This window comes from Streptomyces sp. NPDC008092, from assembly GCF_042957285.1.
Classification (GTDB): domain Bacteria; phylum Actinomycetota; class Actinomycetes; order Streptomycetales; family Streptomycetaceae; genus Streptomyces.
In genome coordinates, this window is the sequence record NZ_JBIBHY010000005.1 from 228,525 (window position 1) to 254,643 (window position 26,119).

The following is a 26,119-nucleotide window of genomic DNA, read 5'->3' on the forward strand; positions in this document are numbered from 1 at the left end:
CAGTGCCGACCTACCAGTACCAGTGCACCGAGTGCGGCGAGGGCCTTGAGGCGGTGCAGAAGTTCACCGACGACGCCCTGACCGAGTGCCCCAACTGCGGTGGCCGCCTGAAGAAGGTGTTCTCCGCGGTCGGCATTGTCTTCAAGGGCTCGGGCTTCTACCGCAACGACAGCCGGGGCTCCTCGTCGAGCAGCAGCCCCGCGTCGAAGCCGTCCGGCTCCACCTCGTCGGGCACGTCGTCCGACTCGAAGACGTCCGACTCGAAGTCGTCGTCCTCGTCCTCGACGACGTCGTCCTCGTCGTCATCGTCCGGCTCGGCCAGCAGCTCCGCCGCCTGAGACCGCACCCCTCGGACCCCGCCGTCGCGCGACAGCGGGGTCTGCGGCGTTCCCGGACCCCGGCACCTGCCCCGGCGGCCGGTGCGGGCGGCCAGCTAGTGTGCTGCGCATGGTGAACGCAGAGATCGGCGTAATCGGCGGTTCCGGCTTCTACTCGTTCCTCGACGACGTGACCGAGATCCAGGTCGACACGCCCTACGGGCCGCCCAGCGACTCCCTCTTCCTCGGCGAGATCGCCGGCCGCCGGGTCGCCTTCCTGCCCCGCCACGGCCGCGGCCACCATCTGCCGCCGCACCGCATCAACTACCGCGCCAACCTCTGGGCGCTGCGCTCCGTCGGCGTGCGCCAGGTGCTCGGCCCGTGCGCGGTGGGCGGTCTGCGCCCCGAGTACGGCCCGGGCACGCTGCTCGTACCGGACCAGCTGGTGGACCGTACGAAGTCCCGGGCGCAGTCGTACTTCGACGGGCTGCCGCTGCCCGACGGCACCGTCCCGAACGTGGTGCACGTCTCGCTGGCCGACCCCTACTGCCCCACCGGACGGGCGGCGGCGCTGAAGGCGGCGCGCGGCCGGGACTGGGAGCCGGTGGACGGGGGCACGCTGGTGGTGGTCGAGGGGCCGCGCTTCTCGACCCGCGCCGAGTCGCTGTGGCACCAGGCGCAGGGCTGGTCGGTGGTGGGCATGACCGGCCACCCCGAGGCCGCGCTCGCCCGTGAACTGGAGCTCTGCTACGCCTCGTTGACGCTGGTCACGGACCTGGACGCGGGCGCCGAGACCGGCGAGGGCGTCTCGCACGACGAGGTGCTGCAGGTGTTCGCGGCCAACGTGGACCGGCTCCGGGGCGTCCTGTTCGACGCCGTCGCGGCCCTGCCCGAGAACACGGCCCGGGACTGCCTGTGCACGAACGCGCTCGGCGGCATGGACCCGGGGTTCGAGCTGCCGTAACGCAGAAACGGCTTCCAGGAGCGGGCACGGACTGGCACAGACGGGCACTGACGGACGGGGTCGGGCAGGGGCGGCGGAACTCCTCGTTCGGGTGGCCGAGTTGTCCACAACCGGCCGGTGGCCCACCGGCTCCGGCGGGTTCCGGCGCGAGACCGCATCGTGGTCTCGCAAGCCGATTCCTCGTCGCAGGTGGTGATCCCCGTGCCCGTTCCCCCCTCCCTGTCCCCCGCCTTCCCCCCTCCCCTCCGCGTCCCGCGCCCGCTGGGCACGGACGCCCCCGCCACCTGCGAGGTCCCGCACTTCGAACCGGTGCGGGTACGCGGCGGGCGGTACCGGCTGCACCGGCTGCTGCACCACCGCAGGCGGGCCCTGGCGGCCGGCCTCGCGGTCACGGCGGCGGCGCTCGTCGCGGCGGGACCGCGTACCGCACTCGCCCCCGAGCGGGCCGAGCCGCCCCGCGACCGCCCGGCCGTCTCCCAGCCGGTACGACGGCACGCCCCGCCCGTGGAACTGGTGACGGCGCCGGTGCGGATCGCCGACGCGGCCACCGTCCGGCTGCTGCGCCCCGGCGACCGGGTGGACGTCATCGCCGCCGGGGATCCGGCGGCCGGCGGCGAGGCCCGGGTGATCGCGCGCGGGGTGCGCGTGACGAGGCTGCCGGAGCCGGCCGACGCGGCCGCGGAGAGCGGGGCGCTGATCGTGCTCGCGGTGCCGCGCGACACCGCGGCCCGGCTGGTCGGCGCGAGCACCACGGCACGGCTGGCGGTGACCCTGTGCTGAACAACTTGGGGCGATTTACAGGACGCTTTGTGTCAAGTCGCCCTTTCGAGCTACCTGATTGGGCGCGATGGCCGCACGGTGACGTAGGTTGCGGATCACTTTGTTCCACACCCTGTGCATGTGAGGAGAGTCCCCGAGGTGAGCGCGAAGAAGGAACCGGGCATCTGGCAGGGCTTCAAGGCCTTCCTGATGCGCGGAAACGTCGTCGATCTGGCAGTCGCGGTGGTCATCGGCGCCGCCTTCACGAACATCGTCAACTCGGTGGTGAAGGGGCTCATCAACCCGCTGGTCGGCGCGATCGGCACGCAGAACCTCGACAGCTACAGCACGTGTCTGAAGGAACCCTGCAAGGTGGCCGCGGACGGCACGGTCACGAGCGGCGTTCAGATCATGTGGGGTTCGGTCCTGGGCGCCACGCTCTCCTTCGTGATCACCGCGGCGGTCGTGTACTTCCTGATGGTGCTGCCGATGGCGAAGTACCTGTCCCGCGTCGAGGCCCGCCGGAAGGCGAAGGAGGGCACGCACGAGGTCATCGAGGTGACCGAGCTGGAGGTGCTCAAGGAGATCCGCGACGCCCTGGTCGCACAGCGCGGAAACGGCCACAACCAGCGTTAGCGGCGCTCCGGGCGGTCGCGCGGGCGGCTCAGAGGTGGTGGGGCGGCTTCTCGTCGAGGAAACGCCTGAGGTCGGCCGCGGAGTCGCCGTCCGGGCGGTCGCCCCAGCCGCGGTCCGTGTCGTCCGCCGACTGCCGGTCCAGCGGGTCGTCGAAGATCAGCGCGGGCTTCGGGTCGCGCGGCGCGGGCTCGGGGGCGGTGGTCATGCCTCAAGCCTACGGCGCCCGCGGCTCGGGTCCGCCCGGGCCGCCCGGCGGCGGCCCGGGCCCCGCCGCCCCTCGTACCGCCCGCCGTGCCGCCCGCCGTCCTGGGGCTCCGTTCGCAAGCCGGTGCCCTTATCTGCTGTGCTGGACACATGACGTCGAGTTCTCCTCCGGCTCCCGCCCCCCAGCACACACCCGGGCCCCTGCGGCCACTGCGCAGGCTGACCGCGCGCGGTCGCGACGAGGGCCACCGGGTGGCCTCCCCGCTCGAACTCTTCTTCGACCTGTGCTTCGTGGTGGCCATCGCACAGGCGGGCGCGGAGCTGGTGCACGCCGTCGCCGCGGGGCACGCGGGCGAGGGCGTCCTGAACTACGCGATGCTGTTCTTCGCCATCTGGTGGGCGTGGATGAACTTCACCTGGTTCTCCTCCGCGTACGACAACGACGACGTGCTCTACCGGGTCGTCACGCTGGTCCAGATCGCCGGCGTCCTGGTGCTGGCGGCCGGTGTCTCGCGGGCCTTCTCGGACCACGACTACGTGGCGGTCCTGCTGGGCTACGTGATCATGCGGCTGGCGATGGTCGCACAGTGGCTGAGAGCCGCCCGGGGAGCCCGGGGCGCGGAGCGGACCATGGCGCTCCGGTACGCCGGCGGGGTGCTGCTGTGCCAGGTCGGCTGGGCGGGCCTGGTGGTGCTTCCGGTGCACGCGCGCCCCTGGGTGTTCCTGGTGATGGCGATCGCCGAGATGTGCGTGCCGCTGTACGCGGAGAAGGACTACACGACCTCCTGGCACCCGCACCACATCGCCGAACGCTTCGGGCTGTTCACGATCATCGTGCTCGGCGAGACGATCGCGGCGGCGACGGCCGCCGTGAAGTCGGCCGTCGCCGAGCACGACGCGCTGACCGAGCTGCTGCCGATCGCGGCGGGCGGCCTGCTGATCGTCTTCTCGGCGTGGTGGATCTACTTCGTGGTGCCGATCCACGGCCATCTGCGCTCCAACAAGGAGTCCTTCCTGTGGGGTTACGGCCACTACCTGATCTTCGCGTCGGCGGCCTCGATCGGCGCGGGCATCGAGGTCGCCGTCGAGGAGGCGGTCGGCAAGGCGCACGTCTCCACGACGGCCGCGTCGGCGGCGGTGACCGTGCCGACCGCGCTGTACCTGCTGACCGTGTGGGCGCTGCACTCGCGGTACTTCAAGGTGGGTCTCATCCAGCAGCTGGTGCTGCCGGTGACGGCGCTGCTGGTGGTGGGCTGCACGTTCCTGGGCGGCTGGGCGGTGCCGGCGGCGGGCGTCGTGTCGGCGCTGGCGGTGGCGGCGGGGACGACGCTGACGGCGCGTGCGGCACACCGCGAGCGCCCCGCGGAAGCCGCCGCGGCCGCTTCCTGACGGGTCGGGAGCCGCGCCGGGCTGGGCCAGACTGGCCGTCATGACGACAGTTGACGCATTGACGGACGTGGCCGGGCTGCGGGTGGGGCACGCCACCCGCACCGGCGGGGGCTGGCTCACCGGTACCACGGTCGTCCTCGCCCCCGAGGGCGGCGCGGTGGCCGCGGTGGACGTGCGGGGCGGGGGCCCGGGCACCAAGGAGACGGACGCGCTCGACCCGCGCAACCTGGTGCAGCGGGTGGAGGCGATCGTGCTCACGGGCGGCAGTGCGTACGGGCTCGACGCGGCGTCCGGGGTGATGGCCTGGCTGGAGGAGCGGGGGCGCGGGGTGCGGGTGGGGCCGGACCCGGCGCATGTCGTGCCGGTGGTGCCCGCCGCCTGTGTCTTCGATCTGGGGCGGGGCGGTGACTTCCGGGCCCGGCCGGACGCGGCGACCGGGCGGGCCGCGGTGGAGGCGGCCGCGGCGAGCGGGCCGGGCGCCCGGGTGCCGCAGGGGTGCGTGGGCGCCGGTACGGGCGCCGTGGCCGGGGCGGTGAAGGGCGGGGTGGGCAGCGCGAGCACCGTGCTGGACTCGGGGATCACGGTGGCCGCGCTGGTGGTGGCCAACGCGGCCGGGGCGGTGCTGGATCCCGGAACGGGGGTGTTGTACGGGGAGTTGTTCCAGGGGCGCGTGGCGTATCCCGAGGAGCGGGTGCACGAGGCCGCGCGCCGACGGCTTTCCGAGACCGCCGCCCGGAACGGGCTGCCGCCGCTCAACACCACGCTCGCGGTGGTCGCGACCGATGCGGAACTGTCCAAGGCGCAGGCGCAGAAGCTCGCCGGGACGGCGCACGACGGGATCGCGCGCGCGGTGCGGCCGGTGCACCTGCTGCACGACGGGGACACGGTGTTCGCGCTGGCGACGGGCGCCCGCCCGCTCGACGCGAGCCCACTCGCGCTCAACGAGATCCTCGCGGCCGGGGCGGATCTGGTGACCCGCGCGATCGTGCGGGCCGTACGGGCCGCCGAGCCGGTCGAAGGACCCGGCGGGGTGTGGCCGTCGTACGAGGAGCTGTACGGGGCGCGCTGACGGCGGTGGGGGCCGTGCGGGGGTGGGGGGCGTGTTCTTCGCGGCCGGCCGGAACCTTGCGCGTTGCTGTCGATTGTCCTGGTTCTGTCACGTGATGGCGTTCGCGGGCGCCGGAGGGAACCCCGAGGGGGGCCTCCGGCCTCTTCCTCCACGCACTGGAGCGGATCACGCACATCACAAGAACTCACACGAACCTGGAGCAGCCCGTGACATCGCCGGACATTGCAGCGCGGCGCGCACTGGGGGCCTGTGCCGCCCTGATGGTCGGCGCCCTCACCCTCACCGCCTGCGGCGGCAACGCCAACGCCGACGCCAAGACCGACGGCAGCAAGGGCGGGCAGCAGGACAGCGCCGCCAGGACGTCGGCCGCGAAGATCGTGATCTCGGCGAAGGACGGTTCGACCGGCGCGTCCATCAACACGACCGGCGTGCAGGTCAGCGGCGGGAAGCTGACCGACGTCAAGATGACCGTGGCGGGGTCGGGACAGGCCGTGGACGGCACCCTCTCGGCGGACGGCAGCGTCTGGAAGCCGAAGGAGCAGCTGGAGCGGGGCACGAAGTACGAGATATCGGTGACCGCGAAGGACCCGAAGGGGCTCACGGCGGCAGCCAACTCCATCTTCACCACCGTCAACTCGGCCAACAGCTACATCGGCACGTACACGCCGGACAACGGGACGACGGTCGGTGTGGGGATGCCGGTGTCGTTCAACTTCGACAAGGTCATCACCGACAAGAAGGCCGTGCAGTCGCACATCACGGTCACCTCCAGCAGCGGCCAGCAGGTGGTGGGGCACTGGTTCGGGGCGCAGCGGCTGGACTTCCGGCCGCAGGACTACTGGAAGGCCGGCTCCGAGGTCACGATGAAGATCGACCTGGACGGGGTCGAGGGCGCGAACGGCGTCTACGGGGTGCAGAAGAAGACGGTGACGTTCACCGTCGGACGTTCGCAGGTCTCCACGGTGGACGCGAACACGCAGACCATGACCGTGATGCGGGACGGCAAGCTGCTCAAGTCGGTGCCGGTGTCGACGGGCAGCCCCGAGCACACGACGTACAACGGCCAGATGGTGATCTCCGAGAAGTTCACCCAGACCCGGATGAACAGCCAGACGGTGGGCCTCGGCGGGGAGTACGACATCCCGGACGTGCCGCACGCGATGCGGCTGACGACGTCGGGGACGTTCATCCACGGCAACTACTGGTACAACAGGTCCAACCCGCCCTTCGGGCAGCAGGGCACCAGCCACGGCTGCGTGGGCATGGCGGACGTGCAGGGCGCGCAGGGTGACACGACGGCCAAGTGGTTCTACGACAACTCGCTGATCGGGGACGTCGTGATCGTGAAGAACTCCCCCGACAAGACCGTGCAGCCGGACAACGGGCTCAACGGGTGGAACCTGTCGTGGAGCGAGTGGACCGCCGGAAGTGCCGTCTGACCGGCACCTTTTGACTGATCGTCGGGCCGTGCGGGAACTTTTCGCGCGGCCCGCGCGTTTTCCCGGCGTACGTTTTCTCGGTTCCCGGACATGATGTCCGACCGAGGGGCTACGGTATGCACCCACAAGGTGACATGCAGCAACGCCGGGAGAAACCTTGAGCGTTCCGTACGAGACGGCAGCGTACGAACCAGCCGAGTCGCCCGAGTCTCCGGAGGAGCACCTCGCGCGGCTCCTCGGCCGTGCCCTGAACTCCTTCGAGCTGCCCGACGAGGCCATAAGGCAGCTGGACTGCGCGCTGGCGCACGACAGTTCGCTGCACTCCGCGCACCACAGCGCGGGGCTGCACCGGGAGACGTACCGGCACACCTGGCTGCTGGCCGACGGCTCCGCGGTCACGCTGTGGGAGCTGGTGCACAACACCGTGCCGGGCAGCGACCCGCAGCACGAGGTGTACGTCGACGAGGAGGAGCTGCGGGCCGCGACCGCGCGGCTGCCGTTACCACCGGACGCCCCGGACTTCGAGCTGCCGGTGCTGGTGACGCTGGCGCCGGTCCCGGAGCCGCGGCACGTGTACGTGCCGGACGACTCGGCGGACCACGCGCGCCGGCTGCTGCGCCGTGCGGAGAACCCGGACCGGCCGGACGCGGAGACGGCCGAGGCGCTGTCGACGGCGTTCGCCCACCAGATCACCCAGGCGTTCGGGCGGCCGGCGCGGACGGGCAGGCCGGGTCTGACCTTCTCGCTCTACGAGCACGCGTTCCTGCTGCGGGACGGCCAGGAGCTGTCCCTGTGGGAGGTCGAGCACACGGCGACGCCGGACGGCCGGCACATGTGCGAGGTGTACCCGTCGGAGGACGCGGCCAGGGACGCGATGGAGCGGCGGGCGGCGCGGCCGCGGTAGTGGTAGCCCACCCGCCTCTGCCCCGCCTCTGCGGGCTTCCCTGCCGGACGGCTCAGCGGCCGCCGAGTCTGCGGACCAGGCCGGCGAAGGCGTCCTGCTCGGCGGGGGTCAGTTCGACGGCCTCCCGGGGCGGAGCGGCCTCGTACTGGTGCGGGAAGGCGGGAAGGGCGCGCGCGGCGTGCCAGGCGAGGGCCTCGCGGCGGTTGCGGCGCAGCAGGCGCGTCACGACGGCCGCCCAGGCGACGGTCGCCAGGGTGAGCGCGGTCATGCCGATCAGCTGGAGGGTCGAGGCGTGCGCGGGCATACGCCCCAGTACACACCACGGTCCGGGACTTTGGTCCCGGACCGTGACGTATCTCGCAGGTGCCGTGAACAACTCACAGCGAATCAAAGGGACAAGACGGCAGGGCGGTGCGGGGATCAGGCCGCGACCGGCTGCTTGGCCTCCTTCGCGGTGGCGGCCCGGCCGGCGGCGGAGCCGTCCGCCGGGGTCTGCCGGGCGGGCTTGCGCAGGCCCTTCAGGAGGACGACCAGGGCCGTGGTGACACAGACACCGGCGGCGATGGCGATCAGGTAGAGGAACGGGTTGCCGATCAGCGGGACCACGAAGATGCCGCCGTGCGGGGCGCGCAGGGTGGCGCCGAAGATCATCGACAGGGCGCCGGTGACGGCGCCGCCCACCATCGAGGAGGGGATGACGCGCAGCGGGTCGGCGGCCGCGAACGGGATGGCGCCCTCGGAGATGAAGGAGGCGCCGAGCACCCAGGCGGCCTTGCCGTTCTCGCGCTCGGTCTCGGTGAAGAGCTTGCCGCGCACGGTCGTCGCCAGGGCCATCGCCAGCGGCGGGACCATGCCGGCCGCCATGACCGCCGCCATGATCTTCATCGCGGAGTCACTGGGGTTGGAGACCGCGATACCGGCGGTGGCGAAGGTGTACGCGACCTTGTTGACGGGGCCGCCGAGGTCGAAGCACATCATCAGGCCGAGCAGGGCGCCGAGCAGGACGGCGTTGGAGCCGGAGAGGCCGTTCAGCCAGTCGGTCATGCCCTTCTGGGCGGAGGCGATGGGCTTGCCGATCACGACGAACATCAGGAAACCGACGATCGCCGAGGAGATCAGCGGGATCACCACGACCGGCATGATGCCGCGCACCGCCGCGGGGATCTTGACCTTCTGGATCGCCATCACCACGCCACCGGCGATCAGACCGGCGGCCAGGCCGCCGAGGAAGCCGGCGTTGATGGTGGAGGCGATCATGCCGCCGACGAAACCGGGGACCAGGCCCGGCCGGTCGGCCATGCCGTAGGCGATGTAGCCGGCCAGGACGGGGACGAGGAAGCCGAAGGAGACGACACCGATCTGGAAGAGCAGCGCGGCCCAGCTGTCGCCCTGGGTCCACACGAAGTGGTCCATGACCGACGGCGCCTTGTTGATCGTGTAGCCGCCGATCGCGAAGCCGAGGGCGATCAGCAGACCGCCGGCCGCGACGAACGGCACCATGTAGCTCACGCCGGACATCAGCCACTTGCGCAGCTTGGTGCCGTAGCCCTCGCCGGCCTCCCCGGCGCGTTCGACCGGTGTGGAGGGCGCGGAGCCGGAGGTGACCTCGCCGCGGGCCGCCTTGGCGCGGACCTCGCCGATCAGGTCGGCGGGGCGGTTGATGCCCGCCTTCACGCCGACGTCGACGGTGGGCTTGCCGGCGAAGCGGTCCTTGTCGCGCACGGGCACGTCGTGGGCGAAGATCACGCCGTCCGCCGCCGCGATGACGTCGGGGTCGAGCCGGGTGAAGCCGGCCGAGCCCTGCGTCTCGACGACGAGCTCGACGCCCGCCTCGCGGCCCGCGTTCTCCAGCGACTCGGCCGCCATGTAGGTGTGGGCGATGCCGGTGGGGCAGGAGGTGACGGCGACGATACGGAAGGGACGCTCGCCCGCGTCCGACGCCGTGCCCGTGCCCGTGTTCGTGCTGACCGCTGCGGTGCCGGCGGAGGCCGCCGCCGGCGCCGCAGCGGTGTTCTGGGAGGCGCTCGCGGCAGCTTCCGCGCCCTGCGCGGGCGCGGCCTTCTCGTCGCCGCGGATCAGCGCCGCCGCCGTCTCCGCGTCGCCGGCCGCCCGCAGCGCGTCCGTGAACTCGCTGTTCATCAGCTGGCGGGCCAGCGCGGAGAGGATCGTGAGGTGGGCGTCGTCGGCGCCGGCGGGGGCCGCGATCAGGAAGATCAGGTCGGCCGGGCCGTCGGGGGCGCCGAAGTCGATGCCGGCGGCGCTGCGCCCGAAGGCGAGCGTCGGCTCGGTGACGTGGGCGCTGCGGCAGTGCGGGATGCCGATGCCGCCGTCGAGGCCGGTGGGCATCTGGGCCTCGCGGGCGGCCACGTCGGCGAGGAAGCCCTCCAGGTCGGTCACCCGGCCCAGGGTCACCATGCGCTCGGCGAGGGCGCGCGCCGCCGCTTCCTTCGTATCGGCGGACAGGTCGAGATCGACCAGGTCCGCGGTGATCATGTCGCTCATCGCGGGCTCCTATGCACGCGTATCGCCCGGGGTGTGGGGTGGGCGGGTTCTTCGGGGACGGGGGTGCCGTGGGGGGCGGGGTGGGAGGCGGGGCCGGGGAAGCCCCGCCTCCCGGGCACGGCGGGGCGGCTCAGGGTGCCCCGACGGCCCGTCGAAGCGGCGAGTAACGAGACGCCTCGCCGCTCCTGGGCCGGTTGTCGGCGGGCCGCGCCGGGGAGGAGCGCGGCCGCACGGGTCGTCGTGTCCGCAGTGCGGGCGTTCATGACACCGGCTCCGTCAGTTCGCGGTCGACGGGGACGCGGTCGGTCACGGTGACCGCCGACGGGTCCAGGTCGGCCGGGGTGGGCATCACGCTGCCGGGCAGCTGCACGGCGGCGGCGCCGTGGGCGACGGCGGAGGCGAGGGCCTTCGGGCCGCTGCCGCCGGCGATGAGGAAACCGGCGAGGGAGGAGTCGCCGGCGCCGACGTTGCTGCGGACGGTGTCCACGCGGGCGCTCGCGAACCAGGCGCCCGAGTCGTCCACGAGCAGCTGGCCGTCGGCGCCCAGGCTGGCGAGGACGGCGCGGGCGCCCATCCCGCGCAGTTCCTCGGCCGCCTTCAGCGCGTCACCGACCGTGGCCAGGGGGCGCCCGACGGCCTCCGCGAGCTCCTCGGCGTTCGGCTTCACCACGTCGGGCTGCGCGCGCAGCGCTTCGAGCAGCGCGCGCCCCGAGGTGTCCAGCGCGATGCGCGCGCCCCCGGCGTGCGCCCGGGCGACGACATCGGCGTACCAGGAGGGCGCGAGCCCGCGCGGCAGGCTGCCGCAGCAGGCGATCCAGTCGGCGTCGCGGGACTGCTCGCGCACGGTCTCCAGGAGAAGCTCCTGCTCCTCCGCCGAGAGTTCCGGGCCGGGCGCGTTGATCTTGGTGAGCACCCCGTCGGACTCGGCGAGCGCGATGTTGGAGCGGGTGGCTCCGGCGACCGGCACCGGCGCGACCTCGATGCCCTGCGCGTCGAGCAGGTCGGCGACGAGCGCGCCCGGCGCTCCGCCCAGGGGCAGCACGGCGACCGTGCGCCGGCCGGCGGCCGCCACGGCACGCGAGACGTTGACGCCCTTGCCGCCGGGGTCCATGCGCTCGCCGGAGGCGCGGATGACCTCGCCGCGCTCCAGGGCGGGGACCTCGTAGGTGCGGTCGAGGGAGGGGTTCGGGGTGACGGTGAGGATCACGCCGGTACCGGACGTGGCGCTCGTGGTGCTCGTGGCGTTTGCGGTGCTTGCGGTGCTCGTGTTGCTCATGCTCGTACTACTTCCGTGCCGCCGCGCTCGATGGCGGCGGCGTCCTCGGGGCTCAGCCCGCTGTCGGTGATCAGCAGGTCCACGTCGCCCATGTCGCCGAAGCGGGCGAAGTGCTCCTGGCCGTGCTTGGCGGAGTCGGCGAGCAGGACCACCCGGCGGGCCGCGGCGACGGCCGCCCGCTTGACCGCGGCCTCGGCGAGGTCGGGGGTGGTCAGGCCCTGGTCGGCGGAGAAGCCGTTGGCGGCCACGAAGAGGACGTCGGCCCGGATCTCGCTGTACGCGCGCAGCGCCCAGGCGTCCACGGCGGCGCGGGTACGGTGCCGTACGCGCCCTCCGACGAGGTGGAGCTGGATGCCCGGGTGGTCGGCGAGGCGGGCCGCGATGGGCAGGCTGTGGGTGACGACGGTGAGGGACGCCTCCAGCGGGATGGCCGCGGCGAGGCGGGCGACCGTCGAACCGGCGTCGAGGATCAGGGTGCCCTCGGTCGGCAGCTCCGGCACGGCGGCCTTGGCGATGCGGTCCTTCTCGTCGGCCGAAGTGGACTCGCGTTCGGCGAGGTCCGGCTCGAAGTCGAGGCGCCCGGCCGGGATGGCACCGCCGTGCACCCGGCGGACGAGGCCGGCGCGGTCGAGGGCCTTCAGGTCGCGGCGGATCGTCTCCTGCGTGACCTGGAACTCCTCGGCGAGCGACACGACGTCCACCCGGCCGCCGTCACGGGCGAGCCGGAGGATCTCCTGCTGCCGCTCCGGTGCGTACATGCCCCTGTGCCTCCGCTCCAAGATACGTCCGGCTGATACGTCCGGCTGATACGCCTGACTGATGTCCGGTTCCTGTCCGAACTCATTCCTGACTCACGCCTGACTCATGTCCGACCGCGTCCGACTGATGCCCGAACTTGTGGTTTCGCGAGGAGGCTACGCCGGGATTTCCGGAAAGTAAACAGGTTCGGGCGGCAAACGGACACGATCGGGCTTTCGGTCTGTTCAGGGCACCTCCGCGGTGCCCATGCGGAAGGGCCCGGCGCCTTCCGGTGCCGGGCCCTTCCGCATGGCTGTGGTCAGTGGACGAGTTCGGGCTCGTCCTCCGGCGCGGTCAGCGGTGCCTCCGCGTCGCCCGCCTCCAGGTGCTGCGCCGGGCGCTTCGGCAGGGCGGACATCAGGAGGAAGATCACGGCCATCACCGCGGCCACCCAGAGCAGGGCGTGCTGGAAGCCGTCCACGAAGGCCGGGCCGATCCGGGACGCGGCCGTCCGGTCGTCGACGACGCCGTAGAAGACCACCGAGACCAGGCCGAGGCCGAGCGCGTTGCCCATCTGCTGCACGGTGTTGATCAGGCCGGAGGCGGAACCGGCGTGCTCGCGCGGCACCTCCGAGAGCACCGCGTCCGTCAGCGGGGCGACGATCAGGCCCATGCCCGCGCCCATCACGACCAGCGGCAGGGCCATCTGCCAGGAGGCGATGGCGAGGCCGTAGCGGTCCGACTCCCAGATGTAGATCAGGACACCGAGACCCATCAGCAGGGCGCCGGCCTGGAGCACCTTGCGGCCGAAGCGTGGGACCAGTTTCTGCACGGACATGCCGGCCGCGACCGAGACGGAGATCGAGAACGGCACCCCGGTCAGGCCGGCGTGCAGCGGGGTCCAGCCGAGGCCGACCTGCATGTACAGCGTCCAGACCAGGAAGAAGATGCCGAGCGCGACCCCGAAGACGGTCTGCACGGCGATACCGGCGGCGAAGCTCTTCACCGTGAACAGGGAGGGTTCGATGAGGGGGGAGCCGTCGCGGGCGGCCTTGCGGCGTTCGTACGCGACGAGTACGGCGAGGACGGCGAGCGAACCCGCCATCGACGCGTACCCCCACAGCGGCCAGCCCAGCTCGCAGCCGCGGGTCAGCGGGTAGAGCAGCATCAGCAGGCCGAGGGTGACCAGGGCGACGCCGACGAGGTCCAGCCGCAGCGCGCGCGGGGCCCTGGACTCGCTGATGTAGCGGCGGCCGAGGAGGAGGGCGGCGATGCCGACCGGGAGGTTGATCAGGAAGATCGGGCGCCATTCGAGGCCGAAGAGGTTCCACTCGGTGAGGAGCGCGCCGAGCAGCGGGCCGGAGACCGCGCCCAGGCCGACGATCGCGCCGAACAGGCCGAAGACCTTGCCGCGTTCGTGGGCCGGGAAGGTGGCGTGCACGATCGACAGGACCTGCGGGACCATCATCGCGGCCATGCCGCCCTGCAGGATGCGGGAGGCGACCAGCATCTCCGGGTTGGCGGCGAAGCCGCACAGGGCCGAGGCGAGGGTGAAGCCCGCGACGCCGATCAGGAACAGCCGTTTGCGGCCGTGGATGTCGCCGAGGCGGCCGCCGGTGATCAGGCCGGCGGCGAAGGCGAGCGCGTAGCCGGCGGTTATCCACTGGATCTGGCTGAACGAGGCGCCGGCGTCCCGCTGGATGGAGGGGATGGCGATGTTGACGATCGTGACGTCGACCAGGTCCATGAAGGCGGCGGTCATGACGATGGCCAGGGCCAGCCAGCGGGTACGGTCCGGCGGCGGCTCGGGGAGCGCGGTGGGGGTGGGGGTGGAGGTGGGTGTCGTGTGCCGGGTCGCGGTCGTCCGTGGCTGGTCGCGCAGTTCCCCGCGCCCCTTCAGGGCGCCTGTGTCCGTGGAAGTCATATCGGCACCGTAGGCTCGCATTAGGCCAGATCCTGTCCTACTGGTGCGGCATGCTCGGGTGCATGACGACAGACACCCCGGCTCGGCTGCTGCAGCTCCTGTCTCTTCTCCAGACGCCCCGTGAGTGGCCCGGCGGTGAACTCGCCGACCGGCTCGGGGTGTCGCGGCGTACGGTGCGGCGGGACATCGACCGGCTGCGGGAACTGGGTTATCCCGTGGAGGCCAGCAAAGGGGCCGACGGGGGGTACCGGCTGGTCGCGGGGAAGGCGATGCCGCCGCTGCTGCTCGACGACGAGGAGGCCGTCGCCATCGCCGTCGGACTGCGGGCCGGGGCGGGCCATGCCGTGGCGGGCGTCGACGAGGCGTCGGTACGGGCGCTGGCGAAGCTGGAACAGGTGCTGCCGGCCCGGCTGCGGCACCGGGTGAGCACGCTCCAGGCCGCGACCACACCGCTGACCAGCGGGGACGGGGCGATCATCGCGCCCGAGACGCTGACCGTGCTGGCGTCGGCGGTCGCCGGGCGGGAGCGGTTGCGGTTCGCGTACCGGGCGGCGGACGGGAGCGGGACGCGGCGGCAGGCGGAGCCGTACCGGCTGGTGTCGACGGGGCGGCGGTGGTACCTGGTGGCGTACGACCTCGATCGCGACGACTGGCGGACGTTCCGGGTCGACCGGGTGAGCGAGCCGTTCGCCACCGGGGCGCGGTTCGCTCCGCGGGAGATGCCGACGGGGAGCGCGGCGGAATACCTGCGGCGGTCCATCCAGCGGCAGCGGGAGACGTACGGGTTCGCTGTCGCGTTCGCCGGGTCGGTGGCGGAGGTGGGGGCGCGGCTGCCGGGGTGGCTGGGGACGCCGGTGGAAGAGGAGGGGGGCGGCGGCTGGTGTGTGGTGCGGGGGGACAGCGGGGATCCGGTGGAGTGGCTGGCGGTGCGGTTGGCGATGGTGGGGTGCGAGTTCGTGGTCCGGGAGCCTGCGGAACTGGTGGCGTGCGTGCGGGAGTTGGGGGGCCGGCTGAGTCGGGCTGGGGGTGGGTGAGGGGTGCGGGTGGGGGCGGCGGGGGGGGGACGCTTACCGGCGCTGGCACGGTGCCTCCCCCAGCCTTCGGCCGGGGGGACCCCAGCGCCCACCCGTGCCGCCCTGCGGCACGATTGCCCGCAGCTAAGTGAAAGACGGTTGGGCAGCGCCCCGTTAGGGGCGCGGGGAACTGCGCGAGCAACCCCCACCCACCCGCAGCCGACGACCGGCCGCGATTACGCGCTCAGGCGCCCAGGCGTTCCCACGCGAACCCCCGTAGCGCCGCCAGGTTCTGCAGGGCCAGGGCCGCCGGACCCTCCGGCCCCGTGGGGGCGGCTGTGCCCGCTGCCCAGGATTCGACCGCCACTCTCACCGCCGCGCCGGCCACCGCCGCGGCGAAGCGGAGGTGGGCCGGCGGGGCAACGTTGTCGACGGGAGCCGACGTCCGTTCCGCGAGGATCGACATCAGGAGCCGGTCCGAGGACTGGCACACCTCCGCCCACACCTTGCGCAGGGCCGGGCTGGTGTCGGCCAGGTGGATCAGGGTGCGGACCCATTCCCAGGAGGCCGTGGACACCCCTTCTCCGGGGGTCAGGGTGTGGCGGACGGCGTGTTCGAGCGCCTCGGGGACGGAGAGGGACGCGGGGGCGGACCGTACCGCCTCCGCCCAGCGGCGGGCGCCCGCCGCGTAGAGCGGGGCGACCGCCTCCTCCTTCGTCGCGAAGTAGCGGTAGAACGTGCGGGGCGCGATGCCCGCGGCGTGTGCGATGTCCTCGGCGCGGGTGGCCCGCAGCCCCCGCCGTACGAAGAGGCCCGCGGCCGCCCGGGCGATCTCCATGCGGGTCTCCGCCTTGCGCCGTTCCGTGAGGGAGAGGTGGGCGGGATCCTGCGTGGGGGTGTTGCCGACGGTGCTGGGGGTGCTCACCTCGGCAGGCTATGCCCATGTGGCAGAATCTGCCATCCGGTGGTTCACCCCGTGGTTCAGGTACGGGGTGAACCACCGTTTCAGCATGCCGGGGAGCATCGGGTCCGGGCAAACGCGGACCGCCGCCCTGGCGGACCGCCGCCCTGGCGGACCGCCCCCGCGCAGAGGTGGAGCCGGGCTCCGGCACCCGGGGGGGATGGGCGCCGAAGCCCGGCTCTGGGAGAGTCCCGGCGCCGGGGGGATGGTGCGTCGGGACGTGGCTTGTCGTCAGGGCGTGGCGGTGTCGGGGGCGTCATGCACTTCGCGGCTCGGCTCCTCGGCGGCCGAAGCCCCGTCAGGAGCGGTCGGCCCCGCGGGGAGTGGTCCGCCCTGGACCCCGACTCCCCGGCCCTGGATGGTTGTTCCCTACACGCGGAGCCCCGAAGCGGCGGTACCGCGCCATGTTTGCGCCGTCTTTCGCCACCCGGCGCACGCGCCCGGCGTGAGTGGAGTCTCGCGCGCACCGGTCACGCGAGCCCCACTCGGGCGAACCCCCTGTCCCCTCACAACCCCTTACGCCGCCGGCTCGAACCCGGTGGAGCGGGCCAGCTTCTTCAGCTCCAGCAGCGCGTGCTTCTCGATCTGGCGGATGCGCTCACGGGTCAGGCCGTGCTCCTTGCCGACCTCGGTCAGCGTGCGCTCGCGCCCGTCCTCGATGCCGTACCGCATCTTGATGATCGAGGCCGTGCGCTGGTCCAGACGGCCGATCAGGTCGTCCAGTTCCTCGCTGCGCAGGAGGGTCAGGACGGACTGCTCGGGGCTGACCGCCGACGTGTCCTCCAGGAGGTCGCCGAACTGGGTGTCGCCGTCGTCGTCCACCGCCATGTTCAGCGAGACCGGGTCACGGGCCCAGTCCAGCACGTCGACCACGCGCTCCGGGGTGGAGCCGAGTTCGGCGGCGATCTCGGCGGGCTCCGGTTCGCGGCCGTTCTCCCGGTTGAACTCGCGCTGGACGCGGCGGATCCGGCCGAGCTCCTCCACCAGGTGGACGGGGAGCCGGATGGTCCGGGACTGGTCGGCGATGGAGCGGGTGATCGCCTGGCGGATCCACCAGGTGGCGTACGTCGAGAACTTGAAGCCCTTGCGGTAGTCGAACTTCTCGACGGCGCGCACCAGACCGGCGTTGCCCTCCTGGATCAGGTCGAGGAGGGGCAGGCCGCTGCGCGGGTAGCGACGGGCGACGGCCACGACCAGGCGGAGGTTGGAGCGGATGAAGACGTCCTTCGCCCGCTCGCCGGCGGCGACGAGCGCCTCCAGTTCCTCGCGGGTGGCGTCGGACGCGGACTCCTCCTCGCCGTCGAGGACCTGTTGCGCGAACACACCCGCCTCTATGGTCTGGGACAGCTCGACTTCCTTGGCGGCGTCGAGGAGCGGCGTGCGCGCGATCTCGTCGAGGTACATGCCGACCAGATCGCGGTCGGCGATCTCGCCGCCATGGCCGCGAACGCCATGGGCGCGAACACTGCTTGCCGAGTCGGCCGTCTCGCCGGTGGCGGCGGACTGACGACGGGCGACGGCACGGGTTGCCATGCGTGCTCCCTTGCGATGGTGGGCGGGCGGGGTGGTCCTGTCGGTTCTTCTCGGTCCTTCAGCGGATGCTCGGCGCCCGGACTCCAGTGCCCCGGAACCCCACTTCTGGAACTCCTCGGACTGTCGTCGAGTGCCCGGCATCTGATGGAAACAACGACTGGAATCCGGACAGAATTCCCATGCCTCCCCCCGAATTTTCTGATCATGCAGTACCCTGTGCGACCACGTGAGGAGGCGAGGTGCCGTCGGAACGTACAGAGGTGCAGGTCAGACCGGGAGCCGAGGGGGACCTCGAAGCCCTCACGGAGATCTACAATCACTACGTTCGTGAGACGTCCATCACATTCGACACGGTGGTCTTCACGCCGGAAGAGCGTCGTCCGTGGCTGCTCTCCCACCCGGAAGACGGCCCGTACCGCCTGATGGTTGCCACGTCAGCGGACTCACAGGAGATTCTCGGGTACGCCACATCGAGCCCCTACCGAGGGAAACCGGCCTACGCGACCTCCGTGGAGACCACCGTGTACGTCGCCCCGGCCGCCGGACGGCGCGGTGTCGGCACGCTTCTCTACAAGGCTCTCTTCGAGGCACTCGCGGGCGAGGACCTGCACCGCGCCTACGCGGGCATCGCGCAGCCGAACGAGGCGTCCACCCGGCTGCACGAGCGCTTCGGTTTCCGGTACGTCGGCACGTACCGGGAGGTGGGCCGCAAGTTCGGCCGCTACTGGGACGTGGCCTGGTACGAGAAGCCCCTGTAGGCCACCGCCGGGGCTGTTCAGCCGAACTGCACCGACCGCTTCGCCATTCCCATCCAGAACCCGTCGATCACCGACTGCTGCGCGTCCAGCTCGCCGCCCGCCTCCGCCGCGCCCATGGTGACGAAGAGCGGGGCGAAGTGCTCGGTGCGCGGGTGGGCGTAGCGGCCGGCCGGGGCCTTGTCGAGGAAGTCGAGCAGGGCGTCCCAGTCGCGGTTCTCCAGCGCCCGGTGCCCCCAGTCGTCGAACTCGGAGGACCAGGTCGGCACGCCGCTGCCGAGGTGGCGCAGCGCGGCCAGGTTGTGGGTGAAGAAGCCGGAGCCGACGATCAGCACGCCCTCGTCGCGCAGCGGGGCGAGCCGGCGGCCGATCTCCATCAGGCGGACCGGGTCGAGGGTGGGCATGGAGATCTGCAGCACGGGGATGTCCGCGGCCGGGAACATCTCCACCAGGGGCACGTAGGCGCCGTGGTCGAGACCGCGCTCCGGGATGTCCTGGACGGGGGTGCCGGGGGCGCGCAGCAGCTTGCGCACGGACTCGGCCAGCTCGGGCGCGCCGGGGGCCGCGTACCGCACCTGGTAGTAGTGCTCGGGGAAGCCCCAGAAGTCGTAGACGAGGGGGACGGTCCGCACGGCGCCGAGCGCGAGGGGGGCCTCCTCCCAGTGGGCGGAGACCATCAGGATCGCCTTGGGACGGGGCAGGCCGGCGCTCCAGGCGGCGAGTTCGCCGGGCCAGACGGGGTCGTCGGCGAGCGGCGGCGCGCCGTGGCTCAGGTAGAGGGCGGGCATGCGCTCCGGTGCGGCGGCGGACATGGCGGCGGCTCCCTCCGGGCGCCGGGCTGCCTTCCCGGCCCCCATTACTGTGCGGCTTGCTGTTTTAACTCTCAAGCTTTCTGCGCACCACCTTACGCGCCACTTGTTTAAGTTTCAAGGAGAGGGCTCGTACAGTGGGACCCATGACTACGGCATCCGGATCCGCCACCACGCAGAGCCGCTGGCTCACCGACCACGAACAGCGCGTCTGGCGCTCGTACCTGCACGCCACGACCCTGCTGGAGGACCATCTGGACCGTCAGCTGCAGCGTGACGCGGGGATGCCGCACATCTACTACGGCCTGCTCGTCGGGCTCGCCGAAGCCCCCGGGCGGCGGCTGCGGATGACCGAGCTGGCGATGAAGGCCAAGATCACCCGGTCCCGGCTCTCGCACGCCGTCGCCCGTCTGGAGAAGAACGGCTGGGTACGGCGGGAGGACTGCCCCTCGGACAAGCGGGGCCAGTTCGCCGTCCTGACCGACGAGGGCACCGAGGTGCTGCGGCGCACCGCGCCGGGCCACGTGACCGCCGTACGGCAGGCACTGTTCGAGCGGCTGACGCCGGAACAGCAGCAGGCCCTCGGCGAGATCATGCAGATCGTCGCCGAGGGCCTGCAGCCCAACGAAGCGGGCGCGGACCTGCCCTGGCTCCGCTGAGGAGCTCAGGGACAGGTCCGCGTGCGGGTACCCCTAGGTCGGTCCTGCGGCCGGTCGCCCGTCTCCGGTCACCGGTCGCGCTCAGAGGCTCAGTGGGCGACCACCGGGACCGCCACCTCGTCCTCGGCGCCCTCGCCGGAGGCCACCGTGGTGGTGTCCGGCTTGCCGGCGTTGACCAGGGTCACCACGATCACCGCGGCCAGCACCAGCATGCCGACGGCGACCCAGATCGCGTTGGCGTAGCCGTGCACCGCGCCCTCCATCTGGACCAGCTGCTGCTGCGACTTGGAGGTCGCGGTCGCGATGTGATCCTTGATGTACGCCGTCGTCGCGGAGGCGGCGATCGTGTTCAGCAGGGCGGTGCCGATCGCGCCGCCCACCTGCTGCGAGGTGTTGACCATCGCGGAGGCGACACCGGCGTCCCGGGGCTCGACGCCGAGCGTGGCCAGGGACATGGCCGGCATGAACGCCGTACCCATGCCGAGACCGAGCAGCAGCATCGCCGGCAGGATCGTCGAGGCGTACGACGAGCCGATCTCCATCTGGGTCATGACCAGCATGCCGCCCGCGGCGACCAGGAAGCCGGGGCCCATCAGGGTCCGGGCCGGGACCCGGGTCATCAGCCGGGCACCGATCTGGGTGGAGCCGACCATCATGCCCGCGATCATCGGCAGGAAGGCGAAGCCGGTCTTGATCGGCGAGAAGCCCTTGATGACCTGGAGGTAGTAGGTCAGGAAGAGGAAGGTGCCGAACATCGCGATGACCGCGATGCCGAGGGAGAGGTAGATACCACCGCGGTTGCGGTCCAGGACCACGCGCAGCGGCAGCAGCGGGCTCTTGATCCGCATCTCGGTGACGACGAACGCGATCAGCAGCACCGCGGAGGCGACGAACAGGCCGATGGTGGTGGCGTCGCTCCAGCCGTCGGTCTCGGCGCGGGTGAAGCCGTACACCAGCGAGACCAGGCCGAGGGTGGACAGGAGCACGCCGGGGATGTCGAGCGGGTTGCGGTTGCGGCCGCCCTCCGGCTCCCGGATGACGAAGTACGCGCCGAGCGCGGCGACGACGGCGAACGGGATGTTCACGAAGAACGTCCAGCGCCAGTCCAGGTACTCGGTGAGCACGCCGCCGAGGATGAAGCCGACGGCGCCGCCGCCACCGGCGATCGCGCCGTAGATGCCGAAGGCCTTGGCGCGCTCCTTGGCGTCCGTGAACATCACGGCGAGCAGGGAGAGCGCGGCCGGGGCGAGCATGGCACCGAAGACGCCCTGGAGGGCACGGGCGCCGAACATCATCGCGCCGCTGGTCGCGGCGCCGCCGAGCGCGGAGGCGGCGGCGAAGCCGGTCAGGCCTATGACGAAGGCCCGCTTGCGGCCCCACAGGTCGGCGATCCGGCCGCCGAAGAGGAGGAGACCGCCGAAGGCGAGGGCGTAGGCCGTGACGACCCACTGCCGGTTGCCGTCGGAGATGCCCAGGTCGGTCTGGGCGGAGGGCAGCGCGATGTTCACGATGGTGGCGTCGAGGACGACCATCAGCTGGGCGAGCGCGATGAAGACGAGCGCTTTCCAGCGGTTGGCATCACCGGACGGTGCCGGTGTGCCGGGAGCCTTGGCGGCTGTTTCAGACATGGGGGTACCCACTTCGTGACTTCGTGACGGAAAGTCGATGGTTCGTGACGGAAAAACGGATCTTGGTGACGGAAGGACGAATCGGTGAAGGGCCGCATGAGGTGAGACCGCTGCTCGGTCGGTAACTGATCGGCCCCTAAGGGACTGTGCTGTCGCTCTCGGTCGTTCAGGCCTGGCGCAGGTCCTCCATGGTCACCGCCGTGCCCGGCAGGGCGGAGCGGGCCGGGGCCCGCAGCCCGTCCAGGAACAGCTGCAGATGACGGTGGACGAAGCGGTCGCCGACCAGGCAGTCGGTGCCGAACGGGGGCCTGCTGAGCTGGGCCACGGCGATCATCACGTCGCCGACTCCCACGTCCGGACGGAGCTGCCCGGCCGCCTTGGCGCGGTCCATGAGCTGCTCGATGAGCTGCTCGCACCGCTGACGCGCCGCTTCCAGGTCGGGGTGGTTCTGGTCGAAGGTGCTGGAGACCATCGGGCACAGCGCGCTGACCCGCTCGTCGGCGGAGATGTGCACGAAGCGCTCCAGCGCCCCGAAGGCGTCCCCGGTCTCCGCGAGCGCCAGCTCGGCCGCCTCCGACGTCCGGTCCATCACGGAGCAGACGACCTCGCGGACGAGCGCGTCGCGGTCGGGGAAGTTGCGGTACACCGTCGCGTTGCCGACGCCGGCCCGGCGGGCGATGTCGTCGAGCGGCACGTCGGGGCCGTACTCGGTGAACATCTCGCGGGCGGCGGCGACGATCCGCTCCCGGTTGCGCAGGGCGTCGGCGCGGGGCCGGGGTGCCTTGCGCACGGCGGGGACAGCGGTCGCGGTCTGCACGGCGTACTCCTGGTCTGTCGGTTTCCGCGATCCGGGGAGGCGTTCCCCGTTTCGCGCGGACACAGGTCTAAACGGGGAGACGGTCCCCGGTTATTTCCACGTCTTCTCCGAATTTCACGTGACCTGAGTCACACCGTCGGGTCGCGCCGTCCCGCGCCGGTGAATCCCACGATCGGCCCCTCCAGCGCGCGCCCGCCGCCCCGCCGACACAGGGTGATCCAGAGGGTGCAGCCGGAGACCGGCGGCTGCCGTGGCGCGAAAGGTCCGTGCATGCAGCCGCAGCCCAGCCGCCGTATATCCGCCCGCCTGCGGATGCCCGCCCGCCTGCGCAAACCCACGAGCCTGACGGACCCTACGAGCCTCACGGACCCTACGAGCCTCACAGACCCTACGAGCCTGACGGAGCTCACGGACTCTTCGGACCTCACGGATCTTACTGACCGCACGGATCTCACTGACCGCGCTGACCGCACTGGCCTCGCTGGCCTCGCTGACCGCGCTGACCGCGCTGACCGCGCTGACCGCGCTGACCGCACGAGCCGATCTGCCCCGCCGCGCCGCCGTACGCCGTCGTTCCGTCGCTCGGCGCCGGGCCCTGGCCGCGATCGCGGGCGCGGCCGGGGCAGGGATCGGGGTCGCGCGATACGGCCGGGCCGCCGCATACGCCCCCGCCGTGCGGTCTGCCTCGCCGCCGTGGCCGCGCTGATCCTCGCGGTCGGCACCTCGGCGGGCACCGGGCGCTTCACGGCGGCCCCCACGCCGGCCGGCGCCGGCCCGATCGCGCTGGCCCGCTCCTCCGTCTACGGCCCCTGCATGATCAGCGGCGGCCACGAGATCCAGATGACCGAGGGCATCCCCACCCCCGCCGGCTACTCCCGCTCCACCGGCACCGTGCACGCCCTCACCCTGATGGTCGACTTCCCCGACGCGCCCGGCCAGGGCAGCGCGCTCGACCGCTACCACGAGTTCTTCCCGCAGACCCAGGACTGGTTCCGCACCGCCTCCTACGGCAAGCTCGACTACCAGCCCGCCGCGCCGATCGACCACTGGCTGCGGATGCCGAAGCCGTTCAGCGCCTACGGCATAGAGCGCGGCGCGCCCTTCGACCCCGGCTACCGGCAGCTGGTCCAGGACATCGTGGCCGCCGCCGACCCGGACGTGGACTTCCGGTCGTACGACCTCCTGAACATCCTGGTCACCCCGAACGCCGGCCCCTCCGCCCTGGACACCGTGCTGTCGGTGACGTTCGCGGGCAACGGCGACGCCCCGGTCGCCGACGGCACGCCGGTCGCCAACGCCTCCTTCGTCTACTCCCGCCAGGACGACGGCTCCGGCTCCTACGCCCGCACCGGCTACCGGGTCCTCCCCCACGAGAACGGCCACGTCTTCGGCCTGCCCGACCTCTACACCCAGGAGGGCGGGGGCGCGGTCGGGCACTGGGACATCATGAGCGAGGACTGGGGCGCCGACAACGACCTCCTCGCCTGGCACAAGTGGAAGCTGGGCTGGCTCGACCCCGACCAGGTCAGCTGCGCGTCGGCCCGCGGCGGCACCGAGTACACGCTGACTCCGCTCTCCCGCCCCGGCGGCCGGAAACTGGTCTTCGTCCCCGTGGACGCCCGCACCGGCTACGCCCTGGAGGTCCGCACCACGGGCGGCAACGACGAGGAGGTCTGCCGCCCGGGCGTCCTCATCTACAAGGTCGACGCGAACGTCGACACCGGCCGCGGACCGATCAAGGTGTACGACGCCCACCGCGACAGCGGCGGCTGCACCCGCAGCCCCAACGTCCAGGCGGAACTCTCCGACGCCCCGTTCGGGGCGGGCGAGAGCTTCAAGGACCCGGCGCACGGGATCGAGGTGCTGGTGACGGGGGTGGACGGGGACGGGAACTACCGGGTGCGGGTGACGCGGAGGTAAGCGACGCGGAGGCAAGCGGCTCCGGGCGGGCTGCCGGACCCGGCACCGGGCAGGTGGGGCACGGTTTACGGTAGGCGTGCGCTGCTGGGATCACGGAGATCGCGGAGATCGCGGGAGTCACGGGACTACCGGAATCACGGGATCGCCGGGATCACGGGGATCACCGGAATCGCTGGGATCACCGGAATCGCGCAAACCGTCGTATCGGAGCCGGAGAGTAGATGACCGCCCCTTTGTCCTCCTCCCCCGTGACGCACGAGCCGCCCGCCGAGGCGGTGACGCCGTTGATCCGGGGCGTGGCGGTGCTGGAGGCGCTGACCGAGGCGGGCGGGACGCTGAGCGCGAGCGCGCTGGAACGGCGCACCGGCCTCGCCCGCTCCACGGTGGACCGCATCACCGCGACCCTCGCCCGCATGGGACACCTCCGCCAGGACGGCCGGGACGCGGTGCTCACCCCCCGGGTGATGGAGCTGGGCAACGCCTACCTGGCCGCCCTGCGCCTGCCCGTGCTGCTGGACGGGCACGCCGACGCGCTCGCCGACGAACTCGACGAGTCCGTCTCCCTCGCGGTCGCCGACCGGGACGGCATCCGGTTCATCCACCAGGCGACCCGGCGCCGCGCGATGTCCGTCAGCTTCCGCATCGGAGACCTGCTGCCGGCCGAACGCACCGCCCCCGGCCCGTTGTTCGCGGCCGGGTGGACGGAGCGGGAGTGGGCGGACTGGCGGGCACGGCGCGCCGCGGACCCGACGGACGCGGGCTTCCCCGCCGTACCGCCCCGGAACCCGGCCGCCGCCGACGACTTCGAGGCGCGGACCGCGGAGGCCCGGCGCGGCGGCTGGGCCCTGGACGACCAGCTGGTCGAACCGGGCCTGGTCGCGGTGTCCGTCCCGGTGCGCGACCCGGGGACCGGACGGGTCGCGTGCGTGGCGAGCGTCGTCAGCCACACCAGCCGCCACACGGCGGCCGACCTGCGCGAGACCCTGCTCCCCCGGCTGCGTACGGCGGTGACGGCGATGGAGGCGGAGCTGCGCGAGGACGGGGCCCGGCCCGCGGAACCGGGCCCGCCGCCCTCCGGCCTCGCCGTCTGGACCACCGCCTCGAAGCACGAACTCGGCCGCGACTTCGTGGAATCGCTGGCCCGGGGTCTGACGGTCCTCACCGCCTTCGGCGAGGGCCGCTCGGCGCTGACCCTGACCGACGTGGCGAAGGCGACGGGACTGGCCCGGGCGACGGCCCGGCGGGCCCTGATCACGTACGAGCACCTGGGCCTGGTGACCGCGGAGGGCCGCGAGTTCACCCTCACTCCCCGGGTGCTGTCCCTGGGCTACCCGCCGCTGTCCCGCACCACCCTCTCCCGCCTGGCGGCCCCCCGGCTGCGCGCCCTCGCGGACCGCCTCGACGAGCCGACGGCACTGGCGGTTCTGGTCCCGAGCGTCCCGGGGACCGGTCCGGCGGAGATCCAGTACGTCGCGGTGGCGGCCGCGAGCCGCGTCCTGACCGTGGACATCACCGTGGGCACCCGCCTGCCGGCGAGCCCCACGGCGCTCGGCCGGGCCCTGCTGGGCCTCGCCGAGCCGGGCGGGTACGCCCTGGCGGACGAGGAGCTGGAGTCGGGCCTGCGCTCGATCGCGGTACCGGTACGGGACCGGGCGGGCCGCCCGGTAGCCGCCCTGAACGTGGCCACCCACGCGGCCCGCCGCACCCTGGCGGAGTGCGTGAGCGACGTACTGCCCGCCCTGCACGCCACGGCGGCCCAGGTCCAGGACGACCTCCACATCGCGTCCCGCTTCACGCACGTTCCGCTGTCCTGAGACTCCGGGGGCAGCGGGGCACCGGGGGTATTGGGGGTATTGGGGGTATTGGGGGTATTGGGGACTCCCGAGACGCCCGGGACTCCGGA

At 72.3% G+C, this 26,119-nt stretch carries 24 protein-coding genes; 13 read left to right on the forward strand and 11 right to left on the reverse strand.

Going from position 1 to position 26,119, the window contains the following annotated elements; all coding sequences use genetic code 11:
- Positions 1-2 precede the first annotated feature (2 nt).
- The 4 genes from ACFZB3_RS17485 to mscL all read left to right on the forward strand — a co-directional run bounded on the left by ACFZB3_RS17485 (position 3) and on the right by mscL (position 2,676).
- Positions 3-338, forward strand: a complete 336-nt coding sequence (locus tag ACFZB3_RS17485; RefSeq protein WP_391376344.1) for an FmdB family zinc ribbon protein — start codon at positions 3-5, stop codon at positions 336-338.
- Between the two features lie 109 nt (positions 339-447).
- Complete coding sequence (locus tag ACFZB3_RS17490; RefSeq protein ID WP_391376347.1) at positions 448-1,281, forward strand: S-methyl-5'-thioadenosine phosphorylase; 834 nt, start codon at positions 448-450, stop codon at positions 1,279-1,281.
- 201 nt (positions 1,282-1,482) lie between these two features.
- Entirely contained in the window at positions 1,483-2,061 is a 579-nt protein-coding gene (locus tag ACFZB3_RS17495; protein WP_391376350.1) for a hypothetical protein, read from the forward strand.
- Between the two features lie 138 nt (positions 2,062-2,199).
- Positions 2,200-2,676 (forward strand): large conductance mechanosensitive channel protein MscL, encoded by a 477-nt coding sequence (gene mscL / locus ACFZB3_RS17500; protein ID WP_391376353.1) that lies wholly within the window; start codon positions 2,200-2,202, stop codon positions 2,674-2,676.
- 28 nt (positions 2,677-2,704) lie between these two features.
- Here mscL and ACFZB3_RS17505 read toward each other — a convergent pair whose 3' ends face one another.
- Positions 2,705-2,881, reverse strand: coding sequence for a hypothetical protein (locus tag ACFZB3_RS17505; RefSeq protein ID WP_391376355.1), 177 nt, complete (start codon positions 2,879-2,881; stop codon positions 2,705-2,707).
- A gap of 149 nt (positions 2,882-3,030) precedes the next feature.
- Between ACFZB3_RS17505 and ACFZB3_RS17510 the strand changes: the two genes are divergently transcribed.
- From ACFZB3_RS17510 to ACFZB3_RS17525, 4 genes are all read left to right on the forward strand, one after another.
- Positions 3,031-4,269, forward strand: coding sequence for a low temperature requirement protein A (locus ACFZB3_RS17510; protein WP_391376358.1), 1,239 nt, complete (start codon positions 3,031-3,033; stop codon positions 4,267-4,269).
- A 40-nt stretch (positions 4,270-4,309) separates the two neighbouring features.
- Positions 4,310-5,338 (forward strand): P1 family peptidase, encoded by a 1,029-nt coding sequence (locus tag ACFZB3_RS17515; protein ID WP_391376360.1) that lies wholly within the window; start codon positions 4,310-4,312, stop codon positions 5,336-5,338.
- 206 nt (positions 5,339-5,544) lie between these two features.
- Entirely contained in the window at positions 5,545-6,777 is a 1,233-nt protein-coding gene (locus tag ACFZB3_RS17520; RefSeq protein WP_391376363.1) for an Ig-like domain-containing protein, read from the forward strand.
- Positions 6,778-6,934: 157 nt separating this feature from the next.
- Complete coding sequence (locus ACFZB3_RS17525; protein WP_391376366.1) at positions 6,935-7,681, forward strand: DUF6227 family protein; 747 nt, start codon at positions 6,935-6,937, stop codon at positions 7,679-7,681.
- Positions 7,682-7,733: 52 nt separating this feature from the next.
- On the opposite strand, the gene ACFZB3_RS17530 is transcribed toward ACFZB3_RS17525, so the two are convergent.
- From ACFZB3_RS17530 to ACFZB3_RS17550, 5 genes are all read right to left on the reverse strand, one after another.
- On the reverse strand, positions 7,734-7,985 hold the full coding sequence (locus ACFZB3_RS17530; RefSeq protein WP_391376369.1) for a hypothetical protein: 252 nt from the start codon (positions 7,983-7,985) through the stop codon (positions 7,734-7,736).
- 116 nt (positions 7,986-8,101) lie between these two features.
- The gene (locus ACFZB3_RS17535) at positions 8,102-10,183 is read right to left on the reverse strand and encodes a fructose-specific PTS transporter subunit EIIC (protein ID WP_391376371.1); all 2,082 of its coding nucleotides are present in this window, start codon (positions 10,181-10,183) and stop codon (positions 8,102-8,104) included.
- 259 nt (positions 10,184-10,442) lie between these two features.
- Positions 10,443-11,390 (reverse strand): 1-phosphofructokinase, encoded by a 948-nt coding sequence (gene pfkB / locus ACFZB3_RS17540; protein WP_391376937.1) that lies wholly within the window; start codon positions 11,388-11,390, stop codon positions 10,443-10,445.
- Positions 11,391-11,455: 65 nt separating this feature from the next.
- Entirely contained in the window at positions 11,456-12,217 is a 762-nt protein-coding gene (locus tag ACFZB3_RS17545) for a DeoR/GlpR family DNA-binding transcription regulator (RefSeq protein ID WP_361287296.1), read from the reverse strand.
- A gap of 299 nt (positions 12,218-12,516) precedes the next feature.
- Entirely contained in the window at positions 12,517-14,121 is a 1,605-nt protein-coding gene (locus tag ACFZB3_RS17550; protein ID WP_391376375.1) for a DHA2 family efflux MFS transporter permease subunit, read from the reverse strand.
- A gap of 62 nt (positions 14,122-14,183) precedes the next feature.
- On the opposite strand from ACFZB3_RS17550, the gene ACFZB3_RS17555 reads away from it, so the two are divergent.
- Complete coding sequence (locus ACFZB3_RS17555; protein WP_391376378.1) at positions 14,184-15,155, forward strand: WYL domain-containing protein; 972 nt, start codon at positions 14,184-14,186, stop codon at positions 15,153-15,155.
- 223 nt (positions 15,156-15,378) lie between these two features.
- Here the strand turns inward: ACFZB3_RS17555 and ACFZB3_RS17560 are convergent, their stop codons facing one another.
- On the reverse strand, positions 15,379-15,972 hold the full coding sequence (locus ACFZB3_RS17560) for a TetR family transcriptional regulator (protein WP_391376938.1): 594 nt from the start codon (positions 15,970-15,972) through the stop codon (positions 15,379-15,381).
- A gap of 639 nt (positions 15,973-16,611) precedes the next feature.
- On the reverse strand, positions 16,612-17,628 hold the full coding sequence (locus tag ACFZB3_RS17565) for a sigma-70 family RNA polymerase sigma factor (RefSeq protein WP_391376381.1): 1,017 nt from the start codon (positions 17,626-17,628) through the stop codon (positions 16,612-16,614).
- Between the two features lie 239 nt (positions 17,629-17,867).
- On the opposite strand from ACFZB3_RS17565, the gene ACFZB3_RS17570 reads away from it, so the two are divergent.
- Positions 17,868-18,386: a GNAT family N-acetyltransferase gene (locus tag ACFZB3_RS17570; protein WP_391376383.1), complete on the forward strand. Its 519-nt coding sequence runs from the start codon at positions 17,868-17,870 to the stop codon at positions 18,384-18,386.
- A 17-nt stretch (positions 18,387-18,403) separates the two neighbouring features.
- Here the strand turns inward: ACFZB3_RS17570 and ACFZB3_RS17575 are convergent, their stop codons facing one another.
- Positions 18,404-19,195 carry a dioxygenase gene (locus ACFZB3_RS17575; protein ID WP_391376386.1) on the reverse strand — a complete coding sequence of 264 codons (792 nt, stop codon included), beginning with the start codon at positions 19,193-19,195 and terminating at the stop codon, positions 18,404-18,406.
- Positions 19,196-19,338: 143 nt separating this feature from the next.
- Here ACFZB3_RS17575 and ACFZB3_RS17580 point away from each other — a divergent pair, with 143 nt between their 5' ends.
- Positions 19,339-19,851 (forward strand): MarR family transcriptional regulator, encoded by a 513-nt coding sequence (locus tag ACFZB3_RS17580; RefSeq protein WP_391376388.1) that lies wholly within the window; start codon positions 19,339-19,341, stop codon positions 19,849-19,851.
- 89 nt (positions 19,852-19,940) lie between these two features.
- Here the strand turns inward: ACFZB3_RS17580 and ACFZB3_RS17585 are convergent, their stop codons facing one another.
- Positions 19,941-21,479 carry a DHA2 family efflux MFS transporter permease subunit gene (locus tag ACFZB3_RS17585; RefSeq protein WP_391376391.1) on the reverse strand — a complete coding sequence of 513 codons (1,539 nt, stop codon included), beginning with the start codon at positions 21,477-21,479 and terminating at the stop codon, positions 19,941-19,943.
- A 166-nt stretch (positions 21,480-21,645) separates the two neighbouring features.
- A complete protein-coding gene (locus tag ACFZB3_RS17590; protein WP_391376394.1) occupies positions 21,646-22,296 on the reverse strand; it encodes a TetR family transcriptional regulator in 651 nt (216 codons plus the stop codon).
- Between the two features lie 642 nt (positions 22,297-22,938).
- Between ACFZB3_RS17590 and ACFZB3_RS17595 the strand changes: the two genes are divergently transcribed.
- Both ACFZB3_RS17595 and ACFZB3_RS17600 read left to right on the forward strand, forming a co-directional pair.
- Positions 22,939-24,216 (forward strand): M6 family metalloprotease domain-containing protein, encoded by a 1,278-nt coding sequence (locus tag ACFZB3_RS17595; RefSeq protein ID WP_391376939.1) that lies wholly within the window; start codon positions 22,939-22,941, stop codon positions 24,214-24,216.
- Positions 24,217-24,437: 221 nt separating this feature from the next.
- Positions 24,438-26,030, forward strand: coding sequence for an IclR family transcriptional regulator C-terminal domain-containing protein (locus tag ACFZB3_RS17600; protein ID WP_391376397.1), 1,593 nt, complete (start codon positions 24,438-24,440; stop codon positions 26,028-26,030).
- Positions 26,031-26,119: the final 89 nt, after the last annotated feature.

Coding starts and splice junctions, on each gene's coding strand:
- ACFZB3_RS17575 (WP_391376386.1), bottom strand. CDS start 19,195: ATGTCCGCCGCCGCACCGGAGCGCATGCCCGCCCTCTACCTGAGCCAC.
- ACFZB3_RS17560 (WP_391376938.1), bottom strand. CDS start 15,972: ATGGAGATCGCCCGGGCGGCCGCGGGCCTCTTCGTACGGCGGGGGCTG.
- ACFZB3_RS17585 (WP_391376391.1), bottom strand. CDS start 21,479: ATGTCTGAAACAGCCGCCAAGGCTCCCGGCACACCGGCACCGTCCGGT.
- ACFZB3_RS17555 (WP_391376378.1), top strand. CDS start 14,184: ATGACGACAGACACCCCGGCTCGGCTGCTGCAGCTCCTGTCTCTTCTC.
- ACFZB3_RS17490 (WP_391376347.1), top strand. CDS start 448: ATGGTGAACGCAGAGATCGGCGTAATCGGCGGTTCCGGCTTCTACTCG.
- ACFZB3_RS17515 (WP_391376360.1), top strand. CDS start 4,310: ATGACGACAGTTGACGCATTGACGGACGTGGCCGGGCTGCGGGTGGGG.
- ACFZB3_RS17580 (WP_391376388.1), top strand. CDS start 19,339: ATGACTACGGCATCCGGATCCGCCACCACGCAGAGCCGCTGGCTCACC.
- ACFZB3_RS17600 (WP_391376397.1), top strand. CDS start 24,438: ATGACCGCCCCTTTGTCCTCCTCCCCCGTGACGCACGAGCCGCCCGCC.
- ACFZB3_RS17510 (WP_391376358.1), top strand. CDS start 3,031: ATGACGTCGAGTTCTCCTCCGGCTCCCGCCCCCCAGCACACACCCGGG.
- ACFZB3_RS17550 (WP_391376375.1), bottom strand. CDS start 14,121: ATGACTTCCACGGACACAGGCGCCCTGAAGGGGCGCGGGGAACTGCGC.
- ACFZB3_RS17505 (WP_391376355.1), bottom strand. CDS start 2,881: ATGACCACCGCCCCCGAGCCCGCGCCGCGCGACCCGAAGCCCGCGCTG.
- ACFZB3_RS17545 (WP_361287296.1), bottom strand. CDS start 12,217: ATGTACGCACCGGAGCGGCAGCAGGAGATCCTCCGGCTCGCCCGTGAC.
- ACFZB3_RS17530 (WP_391376369.1), bottom strand. CDS start 7,985: ATGCCCGCGCACGCCTCGACCCTCCAGCTGATCGGCATGACCGCGCTC.
- ACFZB3_RS17565 (WP_391376381.1), bottom strand. CDS start 17,628: ATGGCAACCCGTGCCGTCGCCCGTCGTCAGTCCGCCGCCACCGGCGAG.
- ACFZB3_RS17535 (WP_391376371.1), bottom strand. CDS start 10,183: ATGAGCGACATGATCACCGCGGACCTGGTCGATCTCGACCTGTCCGCC.